Origin of the sequence: Enterocloster clostridioformis (assembly GCF_020297485.1) — a bacterium.
Taxonomy (GTDB): domain Bacteria; phylum Bacillota; class Clostridia; order Lachnospirales; family Lachnospiraceae; genus Enterocloster; species Enterocloster clostridioformis.
On record NZ_JAIWZC010000001.1, the window covers coordinates 346,455 to 360,244 of the forward strand.

The 13,790-nt window shown below is 40.7% G+C and carries 15 protein-coding genes; 14 read left to right on the forward strand and 1 reads right to left on the reverse strand.

All coding sequences use genetic code 11. The features are described from left to right. Positions 1–84: 84 nt before the first annotated feature. The 7 genes from greA to LA360_RS01560 all read left to right on the forward strand — a co-directional run bounded on the left by greA (position 85) and on the right by LA360_RS01560 (position 6,119). Positions 85–567 carry a transcription elongation factor GreA gene (greA, locus tag LA360_RS01530; RefSeq protein ID WP_002574940.1) on the forward strand — a complete coding sequence of 161 codons (483 nt, stop codon included), beginning with the start codon at positions 85–87 and terminating at the stop codon, positions 565–567. Positions 568–591: 24 nt separating this feature from the next. Further along, positions 592–2,088, forward strand: coding sequence for a lysine--tRNA ligase (gene lysS / locus LA360_RS01535; RefSeq protein WP_112483134.1), 1,497 nt, complete (start codon positions 592–594; stop codon positions 2,086–2,088). A 293-nt stretch (positions 2,089–2,381) separates the two neighbouring features. After that, the gene (locus LA360_RS01540; protein WP_112483131.1) at positions 2,382–2,855 is read left to right on the forward strand and encodes a DUF6075 family protein; all 474 of its coding nucleotides are present in this window, start codon (positions 2,382–2,384) and stop codon (positions 2,853–2,855) included. A gap of 199 nt (positions 2,856–3,054) precedes the next feature. Further along, the gene (locus tag LA360_RS01545) at positions 3,055–3,837 is read left to right on the forward strand and encodes a ParA family protein (protein WP_112483129.1); all 783 of its coding nucleotides are present in this window, start codon (positions 3,055–3,057) and stop codon (positions 3,835–3,837) included. Further along, positions 3,830–4,723 carry a ParB/RepB/Spo0J family partition protein gene (locus tag LA360_RS01550; protein WP_112483126.1) on the forward strand — a complete coding sequence of 298 codons (894 nt, stop codon included), beginning with the start codon at positions 3,830–3,832 and terminating at the stop codon, positions 4,721–4,723. Before LA360_RS01545 ends, LA360_RS01550 begins: the two co-directional genes overlap by 8 nt. 15 nt (positions 4,724–4,738) lie before the next feature. After that, positions 4,739–5,809 (forward strand): DUF6017 domain-containing protein, encoded by a 1,071-nt coding sequence (locus tag LA360_RS01555; RefSeq protein ID WP_112483124.1) that lies wholly within the window; start codon positions 4,739–4,741, stop codon positions 5,807–5,809. Further along, positions 5,790–6,119, forward strand: a complete 330-nt coding sequence (locus tag LA360_RS01560) for a DUF6050 family protein (RefSeq protein WP_112483122.1) — start codon at positions 5,790–5,792, stop codon at positions 6,117–6,119. The genes LA360_RS01555 and LA360_RS01560 overlap by 20 nt, the downstream gene beginning before the upstream one ends. A 52-nt stretch (positions 6,120–6,171) precedes the next feature. Here the strand turns inward: LA360_RS01560 and LA360_RS01565 are convergent, their stop codons facing one another. Further along, the gene (locus LA360_RS01565) at positions 6,172–6,378 is read right to left on the reverse strand and encodes a helix-turn-helix domain-containing protein (RefSeq protein WP_035779437.1); all 207 of its coding nucleotides are present in this window, start codon (positions 6,376–6,378) and stop codon (positions 6,172–6,174) included. A gap of 169 nt (positions 6,379–6,547) precedes the next feature. On the opposite strand from LA360_RS01565, the gene LA360_RS01570 reads away from it, so the two are divergent. From LA360_RS01570 to LA360_RS01600, 7 genes are all read left to right on the forward strand, one after another. Further along, a complete protein-coding gene (locus LA360_RS01570; RefSeq protein WP_330411425.1) occupies positions 6,548–6,910 on the forward strand; it encodes a hypothetical protein in 363 nt (120 codons plus the stop codon). 100 nt (positions 6,911–7,010) lie between these two features. Then, positions 7,011–7,661: a hypothetical protein gene (locus LA360_RS01575; RefSeq protein ID WP_112483118.1), complete on the forward strand. Its 651-nt coding sequence runs from the start codon at positions 7,011–7,013 to the stop codon at positions 7,659–7,661. Between the two features lie 16 nt (positions 7,662–7,677). Continuing rightward, positions 7,678–9,999, forward strand: coding sequence for an SEC-C metal-binding domain-containing protein (locus LA360_RS32085; RefSeq protein WP_330657039.1), 2,322 nt, complete (start codon positions 7,678–7,680; stop codon positions 9,997–9,999). 178 nt (positions 10,000–10,177) lie between these two features. Beyond that, on the forward strand, positions 10,178–10,654 hold the full coding sequence (locus LA360_RS01585; protein ID WP_112483116.1) for a PcfB family protein: 477 nt from the start codon (positions 10,178–10,180) through the stop codon (positions 10,652–10,654). Further along, a complete protein-coding gene (locus LA360_RS01590) occupies positions 10,651–12,504 on the forward strand; it encodes a VirD4-like conjugal transfer protein, CD1115 family (protein ID WP_416822206.1) in 1,854 nt (617 codons plus the stop codon). The genes LA360_RS01585 and LA360_RS01590 overlap by 4 nt, the downstream gene beginning before the upstream one ends. Before the next feature lie 167 nt (positions 12,505–12,671). After that, positions 12,672–12,887: a Maff2 family mobile element protein gene (locus LA360_RS01595; protein ID WP_002582189.1), complete on the forward strand. Its 216-nt coding sequence runs from the start codon at positions 12,672–12,674 to the stop codon at positions 12,885–12,887. A 3-nt stretch (positions 12,888–12,890) separates the two neighbouring features. After that, complete coding sequence (locus LA360_RS01600; RefSeq protein ID WP_112483114.1) at positions 12,891–13,763, forward strand: VirB6/TrbL-like conjugal transfer protein, CD1112 family; 873 nt, start codon at positions 12,891–12,893, stop codon at positions 13,761–13,763. The last annotated feature ends 27 nt before the right edge of the window (positions 13,764–13,790 follow it).

Consider the following 13,790-nt stretch of genomic DNA (forward strand, 5'->3'; position numbering starts at 1 on the left):
TAATACTCAGAATGTGTGGACATTAAGAATGATACTCAAGTGAAATCAACATAAATTAAGAATTAAAGGAAGGAAGCGGGTAAGATGGCAGATAAGAAACATATTTTGACATATGCCGGACTCAAACAGTACGAAGATGAACTGCAGAATCTGAAAGTTGTCAAGAGAAAAGAAGTTGCGCAGAAGATTAAGGAAGCAAGAGAGCAGGGCGATTTGTCCGAGAATGCAGAGTATGATGCGGCCAAGGATGAGCAGAGGGACATTGAGCTGCGTATCGAGGAACTGGAGAAGCTTCTTAAGAACGCCGAAGTCGTGGTAGAGGATGAAATCGACCTGGATAAAATTAATATCGGATGTAAGGTAAAGCTTTTGGATGTGGAGTATGACGAGGAGATGGAGTTCTATATCGTTGGATCCACTGAGGCCAACAGCCTTCAGAATAAGATAAGCAACGAATCACCGGTAGGCCGTGCCCTGATTGGCAAGGTAGTGGGTGACTGCGTAGACGTGGAGACCCAGGCAGGGGATATCCAGTATAAGGTGCTGGAAATCCAGAGGGTTTCATAAATCTAACACAAAGGAGTTAAGGACGTGGGAGAACAGCAAAAGGTTAATCAGGCAGATACAGATTTAAATCACGTGCTGAAGGCGCGCAGGGATAAGCTGGCGGAGCTTCAGGCGGCTGGAAAGGATCCTTTCCAGATTACAAAATATGATGTGACTGCCCACAGCATGGATATCAAGGATAACTATGAGCAGTGGGAGGGGAAGGAAGCAGCCATTGCCGGCCGTATGATGTTCAAACGCGTCATGGGTAAGGCTTCCTTCTGCAATGTACAGGATTTAAAAGGCAGCATTCAGGTCTATGTGGCAAGGGACAGCGTGGGTGAGGAGTCTTATAAGGATTTCAAGAAAATGGACATCGGCGATATCGTGGGGGTAAAGGGGAATGCCTTTACCACCAAGACAGGTGAGATATCCATTCATGCCACGGAGGTAACCCTTCTTTCCAAGAGCCTTCAGGTGCTTCCTGAGAAATTCCATGGCCTGACGGATACGGATATGCGTTACCGTCAGCGTTACGTGGACCTGATCATGAACGCGGAGGTGAAGGATACCTTCATCAAGCGTTCCAGGATTCTGGCTGCTATCCGGAAATATCTGGGCGGAGAGGGCTTCATGGAAGTGGAGACTCCTATGCTGGTTTCCAACGCGGGAGGCGCTGCCGCAAGGCCCTTTGAGACCCATTTTAACGCCCTGGATGAGGATTTAAAGCTTCGCATATCCCTGGAGCTTTATCTGAAGAGGCTTATTGTAGGCGGACTTGAGAGGGTTTATGAGATTGGGCGCGTGTTCCGCAACGAAGGCCTGGATACCAGGCACAACCCGGAGTTCACCCTGATGGAGCTGTATCAGGCGTATACGGATTACAACGGAATGATGGACCTGACCGAGAAGCTGTACCGTTTTGTGGCTCAGGAGGTACTGGGTACCACCACCATTACTTATAAGGGCGTGGAGATGGATTTAGGCAAGCCCTTTGCACGCATCACCATGGTGGACGCGGTTAAGAAGTATGCCGGAGTGGATTTTGACAAGATTCATACCCTGGAAGAGGCCAGAGCCATTGCCAAGGAAAAGGGAGTGGAGTTTGAGGGGCGTCATAAGAAGGGCGACATCCTGAACCTGTTCTTTGAGGAGTTTGCGGAGGAGCACCTGGTCCAGCCCACCTTTGTTCTGGACCATCCGGTGGAGATTTCTCCTCTGACCAAGAAAAAGCCGGGCAACCCGGACTACGTGGAGCGCTTTGAGTTCTTCATGAACGGCTGGGAGATGGCCAACGCCTACTCTGAAATCAATGACCCCATTGACCAGAGGGAGCGGTTTAGAGCCCAGGAAGAGCTTCTGGCCCAGGGCGATGAGGAAGCCAACCATACGGACGAGGACTTCTTGAATGCGCTGGAGGTAGGTATGCCTCCGACGGGAGGAATCGGATTCGGCATTGACCGTATGGTCATGCTGCTGACGGATTCACCGGCCATCAGGGATGTGCTGCTGTTCCCGACGATGAAGTCTTTAGATAAATAAATCCAGTAAAATCAAGGGTTTCAGCGATTACAAGTTGTGATTTACTACAAATTTACTACAAATTTGCTACGCATAATACGGAATAATACTTAATAATACGTTTTGTGCGACATTCAATTTTATATTTTGTACTTCAAGGACACTTTCCAAGTGAGAATTTGGGAGTGTCCTTTTTGCGTGTTGCAATGAGCCAAGTGCCATGCTTGCATGAGCATTTGGCGAATGCCGCGACAACGAGCAGCTATGCTGCGAGTGTGGTTATGGTCAAAAATAAAGAATTGGAGGAATAAAGCATGAATAGTACAGCGTTAGGAGCAGAAAACACAAAGAAAGAGAGCATTATTTTTATCAGTGAAGCACATGAGAAATTCTACTACGAGAAATTAGAAGAAGTAAGGTATCAGGATGTGTACCACAAGGCACTTTGCTATTGCCTCGGCATTAACGATGATACCAGAAGGAATGCGAATCGCATTTATGATTTTAAGACAGGCTGTGTAAAAACAGAATGTTTGCATGAAGGCTGGCAGACCAGCGGAAGCGTGAAAGTAGTCAGAATGGCATTTAATTTATATTGCAATGCCACACCAAGCGTGGATGATTACACGGACGCAGAGGAGCAGATTAACGAGTGCAGGCAGTACACAGTGGAGGAATTATTCTGCTGTGCCTATGCACCATATTTTTGGCAGGCAATACAAATCCGGTATCCGGAGTATGCAACCTATAACCGGAAACTGTATGCCCTGTTTGGAGGAGCAGATTGATGTTAAAGGTTCGATTGATGGGAACAAAGAATGATATTAAATGGTTTGGGAAGATTTTGCAGAGAAATTCCAAAATCGAAGTGACAGAGTTTTCAGATTTATACCCGAATAAAGGGACAAAGAAGTTTTACAGGGCGTATGTAGAAGTGAAAAAGACTAATGTAGCAGAAAGTTAGCAGAGAGTAAAGGAGAATGTATCATGTGTAAAATAATAGCAATCGCAAATCAGAAAGGTGGAGTCGGAAAGACCACCACAACAAGTAATTTGGGAATAGGATTAGCAAAGCAGGGAAAGAGAGTTCTGCTGATAGATGCCGATGCACAGGGCAGTTTGACTGCAAGTTTAGGATTTACAGAGCCTGACAAGCTGGAGGAAACACTTGCGACTGTGATGGCAAATATCATCAATGATGTGGAAATGGAAGATGATTACGGTATTTTAAGGCATGAGGAAGGAATTGACCTTATGCCGGGCAATATCGAATTATCCGGTCTGGAGGTATCCTTGGTAAATGTCATGAGCAGAGAGCTTGTGATGCGTTCCTACATAGAGCAGGTGAAAGACAGATATGATTATATCCTGATTGACTGTATGCCTTCACTTGGCATGATAACCATAAATGCATTTGCCTGTGCGGATAGTATCTTAATCCCGGTACAGGCGGCATATTTGCCAGTGAAAGGTTTGGAACAGCTTATCAAGACCATTGGTAAGGTGAAGCGTCAGATTAACCCAAAGCTGTCCATTGAGGGTATTTTGCTGACCATGGTTGACAGCAGAACAAATTATGCAAAGGACATTAGTGCATTACTGATTGAGAATTATGGCAGCAAAGTAAGGATATTTGAGAATAGCATTCCGATTTCCGTAAGAGCTGCCGAGATTTCGGCAGAGGGCGTCAGCATCTATCAGCATGACCCAAAGGGAAAAGTAGCAAGTGCCTATCAATCTTTGACGGAGGAGGTGCTTGGCAATGAATAAGGCAGGAAGTGCGGCAAAGGTAAAGCTAAACAGTTTTGATGATTTATTCGGTGCTTCTGATATGACAGTAGGCACCGATCAGGTGCAGGAGATACCTCTTTCAGAGCTTTATGAGTTCAGAGGACACCCTTTTAAGGTGCTGGATGATGAGAAAATGCAGGAGACAGTGGAGAGTATCAAAAATTATGGTGTGCTTATGCCCGGTATTGCAAGACCGAGGGCAGAGGGCGGTTATGAGATAATCGCCGGACACCGCAGAAAACATGGCTGTGAGCTTGCAGGTCTTTCCACAATGCCTATGTTCATCAGAGATTACAACGATGATGAAGCTACGGTGATTATGGTAGATACTAATATCCAGAGGGAAGATATTCTTCCAAGTGAAAAGGCAAAAGCCTATTCCATGAAGTATGAAGCCATGAAGCATCAGGGCAAAAAAGGAAATGGAAGCAGTCTTGATGAAGTGGGAGAAGCAGCCGGAGAGAGTGGCAAGACAGTTCAGCGTTATATGTGGCTTGCCCGTCTGTCAGATGAATTACTGGATATGGTTGATAAGAAAAAAATCGGTCTGGTACAGGGTGTTGACATATCTTTTCTGACAGAACAGGCGCAGGAATGGGTGCAGGTCATTCTTGAAGAAACGGGTGCAGCTATCTCGACTACCCAATCATCAAAGTTAAAGGAATATGGGAAAAAAGGCGAGCTGACTCTGCCAATGGTAAGACTGATATTGACGGAGGAAAAGCCAAAGGAAAGAAAAGTTACAATTAAGGCTGATAAAATCAGCAGATATTTTACGGAGGATTATTCCAGTGAGGATATAGAAAACATTATCTATCAGCTATTGGAAGAATGGAACACCGGAAAGGCGTCGAATAAGCAGTAAAGGAGGCACGGTAAAGTGGGCGATACAATAAACTTTGATTATTACTACGGAATTGAAGCAGAGCAGTTCTCTTTTTATCGTGTTCCCCGACTTTTGATTAAAGACGAGAGATTTAAGGGGCTTAGCAGTGATGCTAAGCTCCTCTATGGGCTGATGCTTGACAGAATGTCATTATCCATGAAAAACGGCTGGCTGGATGATGAAAACAGGGCTTACATCATTTATACGGTGGATGCCATTATGGAAGATTTGGGATGTTCCAAACCCACTTGCACAAAAATTATGCGTGAGCTGGATTCTGACAATGGCATCGGATTGATTGAGAAGAAACGGAGAGGTCTTGGCAAACCGGACATCATTTATGTGAAAAATTTTGCTTCCGTTCCGGATGAAAAAGAAGAAAAAGAGCCTTCAAACACTGATGTTTCCACAGAAGTAAAAGATTTTAACTTCAAGAAGCAAAAGAATTTAACTTCTGGAAGTAAAAAAATTGAACTTCAAGAGGTAAAGGAATCTGACCTCAAGAGGGAAAGAAATTTGACTTCTGAAAGTAAAGAAACTGAACCTCAAGAAGTAAACGATTTTGCCCCTAATTATAACAATACTAACTATAACAACCAGAGTCATAATGATATAAATTATATCAATCCAATCAATCAATCTGGTAGTGAAGATAATCCAGATAGGACTGATTTGATGGATGATGTCAATGCATACATAGAACTGATTAAGGATAACATCGAATATGAGCATCACATGAAGTATGATGACTGGCAGAACAAAGCTTTATATGAGGAGCTTTTTGAGGTTATTTGTGAGGTTGTATGTGTAAAACGTACAACGATCCGGATTGCAGGAGAGGATTATCCCTATGAGCTTGTAAAATCTAAATTCCTGAAGCTGAACAGTGGACATCTGGAGTATGTGATTGGCTGTATGCATGATACAAATACGAAAATAACCAATATCAAGGCATATATGGTTACTGCTCTTTATAATGCACCCTCAACGATAAACCATTATTATCAGCAGGAAGTGCAGCACGATATGTATGGAGGTGGCTGGCATGAAAAAGGCATTGTTTAAAATAATTATTCCGCTGTGTGTTCTTGTTCTGTGGATGATTACCTGTTATCCGGTTTGCAATAAAGCAGATAGGTTTGATTATTTTCTTTATTGGATTTTGGTAGGATGTCCCTATGGTATCAGAAAAATGTGTATGTTTCTTGTGCCGAAGAATTTTGGAATTGCAGGAAGTATGGGAATACTGGCACTGAATTGTATCGTTGGAGGTCTGATTGGTGGTATTATTGTTCTTGTGAGGATTATCGTTATATTTACGGAGATAATAAAAGTAATAGCAGGACACTTCTGGACACAATGTCCAAAGGTGTAAAAGAAAAAAGAGCAACAAAAAAGGCATTGTCAATCAATCATAAACAATACCTCTACTTGTCATCTGGAACATATTCCATAATATCTTCAATCCGGCAGTCAAGTATCTGACATAGCCTGTTCAGAATAATGGTCTTTACTACCATATTTTGCCGGAGCCGCTGAAGCTGTGCTTTGTCAATGCCATAATCTTTAATGAGCTGGTACTGACTGATGTTCTTAGCCTTAAGCGTTTGCCAAAGGGGATCGTATTTAATCATACAGGCAACTCCTTTCCTACCTTGTATTTTAATGGCAGGAAACTTATAATAATATGGTGCGTGTATGCACCATAAAATATGTAAATGGTAAAGACAATAATGGTTTATTTCTGGAGATTGAGGATATAGATGCAGTTAGTGTGGTTTTGAAACAGGAGGATGGTTAATTGTGAAAGAAATATACATTACAGACAGTGAAAGGGAAAAATGCAGAAAGGTTGCAGATGCTTTTGCAGAGCTGTATGAGATTGAGAATATACTTGTCGTGGATGCGGGAAGATACGGATTTGTTAAGTTACAGTATTATAGACCGCCACAGGGTTTTGAAGATGCAATAACCTTTACGGACAGCCAGAGCATGTTTGAGAACTTGTGGGAGGAATGGTTTGACACGCAGCTTTTTCTTTTGGCAAAAGGAACACCGATGGCAGGAATGGGATATAATGAGATATTCCGGTGTCTTCCAAAGGAGAAACAAGAGGAACTTATGAATAGAAAAGCCGGATTTGCAAAAACGGCAGGAATAGAATAATCAGGTAACAGCGTTAGGGCAGTTATGAGTGAAATACTTGTAGCTGCTTTTTTTGTGCTTTTGGACACGATGTCCAGAAGCGGGAAGGAGAGATATACAAATGGAATCAATGAGAGACATTAACAGGGTAATGGAGCGTGAGATAGCGAAAGGGAGCTGCCCTTTGAAGCTGGATCATATTGAATTTGGGGATTATTCGTATCAGGAGATAACATCAAAAGAGAAATTGCTGGAGGTGTTATCGTATTTGTTGCGGATAGGTAATTTCAAGCAGTATGCCGGAAAGACTATCCTAAATAATGTTTATATGGACCTGCGAGGAAAAAAGCCTGTATTTAAGAGAACCAAGACAGCTATGGAAAGAAATAATATATTTGCAACAATCAGAAGGTATGCAAAGAAGCTAAAGCCGCAGTATAATGGAGATGTATATCTGGAAACGGTCAGATGTTATTTCGATATACCGCAAGAAAATCTGGAAAAATGCCGATATACATATCAGGGGAACGAAACATACGCCTTTCTGATGTCGGATAAATATATCATGGCACTATATACGCATTGTCTGGTGGCAAGAAAAGAAGCTGCCATGCAGGATGTGCAGGTGGAAGGGCTTACAGAAAAAGAGTATGGAATGGTCAGGCTGGAGAATGCAGGGGATGTTTTGTTTCAGGCATTATTATTAGATAGTGTAAAAGGTGATATTAGTAATAATATGTATGCTGAACTGATAACAATTTTACTATGTTAAAGAAAGAAGGCTATATATGGAAGAATTTGATTTGGACAATATTACACCAGAAATGGTTTTAGAAAATATGAAAAAGAATGGGGAGATTGATGAGGAATCATATACAGAAGTTAAATTCCAGTTTGAGGATATAGAAGATGTAGGTGTGTTGAATGATTACCAGATATTTGAAAAGGCTTATAAAAATAATAGAATTCACAAATGTGTGGAGATGGTATTAAAAATAGCATTAGAAAATTCTAACAATTTAAAAAAATGTATGCTTAGATCTAATTGCTTAAAGAACCCGATGGGTATGAAGTATACCGAAACAGATTATAAAAAGACAATGCAGATTATGATAAATGCATTTAAAAAGGCTGAAGAAATGAAATTCGAAAATCAAATCGTGAGTCAGATTGGAGAGATGCTTTTATATACGCATTGTTTTTATCATAACAGCCAAACAAATACGCAAAAATTGGAAATGAACACATTTTCTCAATATTCTTTGTCAAAGCAATTGAGAATGATTTGTATATTTATACAGGATCAGAGTAGATTGATGAAAGAGGAGCTTTATAAAAGTAGGAAGAAATCATTTCGTACAGGAATGGAGATGAACATTGCTAATAGACCAGTGGATCACTTTCCTCAAGAGAAGATTTCGTTTTCGGATAATTATGAGGGGATGTTGGAATATTTCAATACAATAATTCATTTTGTGTACTATTCAAAGAAAAAGGATTTAAAGAAAAATGACATTGGTGAGCATGGGGATATTCATCCATTTGGCATACCTGAATTTGAGCAACTAACATATATCGCTCAACAAAGAAGGATGTATGAGCTATTAGAAGAAAAGTTTAGATATGGGGAATGGGGAGTAGAATTAGTACATAATCAAAATAATCAAAATGTATATTTATTTAAACCAGAAAGAAAAGATAAATTCAAAAGCCATATTACAGCTTCCATTAGGAGAGAATACCAGTATAAGTCAAATATTACTCGGTATGCAAATTTTCAAAAAGTTGAAAGGGCAATGGTTGCAGTAGAAAAACTTGCCCTACAAATTGAAATAGATAATATAGAGAAATTTAAAGTGGACAGAAGGCTATATAAGGAAGCAACAGAAGTTGTTTCTAGTCTGATTACTGTTTATAGGGATTTGACAAAGAAATATTATTTTCAGTGTAAGTTTGATGGTATTACAGTAGATGATTTGATAAATATGTATGAGTTTTTATATACATATAGTCAGATTTACATGGAATCTGCTTCAAAGCATTTTAATCAAGATGATTATACTACATATAAGTATATAGTTCCGGTAGTCAGTTTAGAGTATTTACTTAATGAGTTTGTTCTTTTATATGGGTATGAAAGGAACTTAGCAAAGAAATTATTGGATAATTTTGTATATCATGAACATTTGAAAAAAGAGGAGGGAGACATTTTTTCTAGACCCTTATTAAAAGTTAATAAAAGTCAGGTATTGCTATGTGAATCATTGATAGAACAAATCAATATTGAAAGAAATGTTGAACAATGGTTGAAGAAATATGATGTTGATTTAACTCCAGTAGGCTATCAGTTTGAGGATAAATTAAGAAAAAAATTAGGTTCAATAAATGGAATTGAAGTAAATACTAATAAATTTACGTTTAATGCATATGATGGCAAAGATGTTGAATTTGATTTTATAGGAACATTTGATGATTACCTATTATTATTTGAATTTAAGTCAGTTTTGATTCCTTATGATGAATCGGAAGTATTAAAGAGAGAGGGTGTCATAAAAGAAGGAGTTGAACAAATAAAAAGGCGGTGTGAAATTGTTAAATATGATTGGGATAAAATCAGAGAAAATGTGAATATTTCGTTGCCTGAAAAAACTTATCCAGAAGATAGAATTATAAAATTGGTGTGCACAAATGTATATGATTTTACTACATTAGTTATAGATGGAATAATGATTACAGATGAATCAACATTATTAAAGTATTTTACAGATCCATTTGTTGCTATATATTCAAAAGAGAGTAGAATGACGGAAGTATTAAGTGCTGAATTTCTATGGAAGGATGGAAAACCTTCCGTTTCGGAGTTTGTAGCATATTTGAAAAAACCCGTAACAATAGGACAAATAACTGAATGTCTGGAAGATGAAATAAAAACTATTCCAGCTTTTGAAGATGACTATTTGATAGCATTTGAGGATGTTTGCTTGTCTAAAGATCCGTTTAGAGAAACAATAAATCAAAAAAGACAAATTATAAAAGGAAAAAAGATATACCCAAATGATCCATGTCCATGTGGTAGTGGGAAAAAGTACAAAAAATGTTGTGGAAAATAATATAATATAACAGCGTCAGGGCAGTTATAAGTCGAGAGATTTGTAGCTGCCCTTTTTTATTGCTTTTGGACACGATGTCCAGAAGCGGAAAGGAGAATTATGAGGTATTTATTACATCGGCTGTATGTTCCACCTTAGCGGAGCATACGCACATGGAAGATGCAGATCGGAGGTACTTATGCAAGAGGAAGTAACGCAGAAAACAATTGCTCTTGTAATTAAGACCGCTAAACTGGATGCCAACGTCTTGAAAGCTGCAATGCGGATGTATCTGAACCACCGCAGGCAGAAAGCACAGAAAACGCATGGTAAAACTTCTGTGAAAAAGCTGGTTGGCGAAGGCGTGGGAGTTTCGTCTATCGAAGTGACGGACGGCAATATCAAATCCTTTGAGCGGGTAGCTCGTAAATATAATGTTGATTTCGCCGTCAAGAAAGACAAGACAACGGACCCGCCGAAATATGTGGTATTTTTCAAGGGCAGGGATGCCGATGCGGTAGCACAGGCATTCAAGGAATTTGTTTATGGTAATGAGAAACGAAAGAGCAGAACTTCCGTAAGGGAGAAACTGAAACGCTTCAGGGATGCAGTATCACAGAATAAGAACAGAGAACGGAGCCGGGAAAAGAATAAGGACAGGGGGCAGAGCCTTTGAGTAACATCATTGAGGGCATAACCAAAGACCTGAAAGCTATCCCGAAAAATCTGAAAGCAAAAGCAGGCGGTATGGATACCAAGAAGCTGGTGCTTTTGAATCTGCCCTATATCTTTGTTGGATATTTCTGTGATAAGGTTGCATGGCTGTGGAGAGTATCAGAAGGTACAAATGCTTCTGATAAGATGATGGCAGTCATGAACCGTTTTGATAAGCTGTTTGCCAATCCTTTGCCCAGCTTACACCCAAGAGATTTATTGATTGGTGTGGCAGGTGGCATAGCACTCCGACTTGTGGTGTATTACAAAGCCAAGAATGCCAAGAAGTTCCGGCAGGGTGTAGAATACGGCTCCGCAAGGTGGGGAAATGCCAAGGACATAGAGCCATATATGGACTCTGTGTTTGAAAATAATGTCCTTCTGACACAGACAGAACGGCTGATGATGTCCGGCAGACCGAAAGAGCCGAAGTATGCAAGAAATAAAAATATTCTTGTTATTGGTGGCTCCGGTTCCGGCAAGACTCGTTTTTTTGTGAAGCCAAATCTGATGCAGATGCACTCGTCTTATGTTGTCACTGATCCGAAAGGTACGGTACTGGTGGAGTGCGGAAAAATGTTAAAAAGGGGCAAGTACAAGATAAAAGTTTTGAATACCATAAACTTTGCTAAATCCATGCATTACAATCCTTTCGCCTACATTCGGAGCGAAAAGGATATTTTGAAACTTGTAAACACGATTATAGTCAACACCAAAGGAGAGGGACAGCAATCCGGTGAGGACTTTTGGGTCAAGGCGGAAAAGCTCTATTACATGGCACTTATCGCTTATATCTGGTATGAAGCTCCGGAAGAGGAGCAAAATTTCGCAATGCTGATTGATATGATAGATGCCAGCGAAGCCAGAGAGGACGATGAGAATTTCAAAAATGCCGTAGATTTATTGTTTGAGGAGCTGGAAGCGGATAAACCCAATCATTTTGCAGTAAGACAGTACAAGAAGTACAAACTTGCTGCCGGAAAGACAGCGAAATCAATTTTGATTAGCTGCGGTGCGAGGTTAGCACCATTTGATATTAAGGAGCTGCGTGACCTTATGGAATATGACGAGCTGGAACTTGATACTCTGGGAGAGGAAAAGACGGCATTATTCGTTATTATTTCCGATACCGATGCCACATTTAATTTTGTGGTATCAATCATGTATTCACAGCTCTTTAACCTGCTTTGTGATAAAGCAGATGATGTTTATAACGGAAGGCTCCCGGTTCATGTGCGTATGCTCCTTGATGAGTTTGCGAACATCGGGCAGATTCCACAGTTTGAGAAGCTGATCGCTACAATCCGTAGCCGTGAAATATCAGCTTCTATTATTTTGCAGTCAAAATCCCAGCTCAAGGCGATTTATAAGGACAATGCCGACACTATAGAGGGCAACTGTGATACCACCTTATTCCTTGGAGGAAAGGAAAAGACCACGTTAAAAGAGTTGGCGGAAGTATTGGGTAAAGAAACGATTGACCTTTATAATACCTCGGATACAAGAGGTACGAGCCAGTCCTACGGTCTGAATTACCAAAAGACCGGAAAAGAGCTTATGAGTCAGGATGAGATAGCGGTCATGGATGGCGGAAAATGTATCATGCAGCTTAGGGGTGTGAGACCTTTTTTCTCAGATAAGTTTGATATAACAAAGCACAGGCGATACAAGGAGCTGTCCGATTTTGACCCGAAAAATGCCTTTGACATTGAGGACTATGTGAAACATCTGCATCGCATGAAGGTCACACCGGACACAGAGGTAGATGATGCCTTTGATTGTGGAGAAGTTGGGGGCGATACAACGAAATAGCTACTTTTGGACAGAATGTCTAAAGGTGTAGAACTGACAACTGAATATGGAACCATTAGCCTCTGGACATTGTGTCCAGAAGTAAAAAGAGTTTTGTTGTGTATGCTGATACATCTCAAAACTCTTTCTTTTTGAAAAAATTAAGAGAAAGAACGAGGTAGATTAAAATGTCATTTTTTACAACAGCAGTAACAGGATTAAAGACGGTAGTAACCGCAATCGGAGCAGGTGTAGGCGTGTGGGGAGTTATCAATCTCCTGGAGGGTTATGGTAATGATAATCCCGGTGCAAAGTCACAGGGTATCAAGCAGCTTATGTCCGGAGGCGGTATTATTATCGTAGCACAGACGGTGATTCCACAGCTTTCAACGCTGTTCTCATAATTCATGGGGTCAATCATTGAGAAAATCACTGAATTTATAAAGGAAATGCTGCAAGGATGGGTGCTGGACAATCTTGAAACGATGTTTACTGACGTGAATACGAAAGTAGGAACAATTGCCGGAGAGGTTGGGCAGACACCCAGCTCTTGGAACGCAGGTATTTTTTCCATGATAGATAACCTGTCAGATACAGTCATGGTGCCCATAGCAGGGATGATCATCAGTGCGATTCTCTGCTATGAGCTGATTACCATGGTAATGGATAAGAATAACATGCATGAGATGGGAAGCGAGTTTTTCTTCCGTTATCTTGTGAAAGCATGTATTGCGGTATTGCTTGTCAGCTATACCTCTGACATTACCATGGCAATTTTTGATGTGGGCAACCATATCGTTACAAGTGCAGCAGGAGTCATTACAGGTTCCACGACACTTGATGTGACGAGTACATTACAGTCCATGTTTAACAGCCAGCTCTCCACCATGGGGATAGGCGAACTGATAGGACTTGGAATAGAGACCATGATTGTCAGCTTATGTATGAAGATCATTTCCCTGCTAATCACCGTCATGCTATATGGGCGAATGATTGAAATATACCTTTATGTTTCAGTGGCTCCGGTTCCGTTTGCAACACTCAGTAACCGGGAATGGGGCGGTATCGGAAGTAACTATATCAAGGGACTTTGTGCTTTGGCATTTCAGGGATTTTTCATCATGGTATGTGTGGCAATCTATGCAGTGCTGGTATCCAGTGTTGCAGTTGCAGGAAATCTTCACACGGCTTTATGGTCGGTGGCAGCATATACCGTTATCCTGTGCTTCAGCTTATTTAAGACAGGTTCCCTTAGCAAATCTATTTTTAATGCACATTAAAGCAGCGTTATACATCAGGAAGGAGGC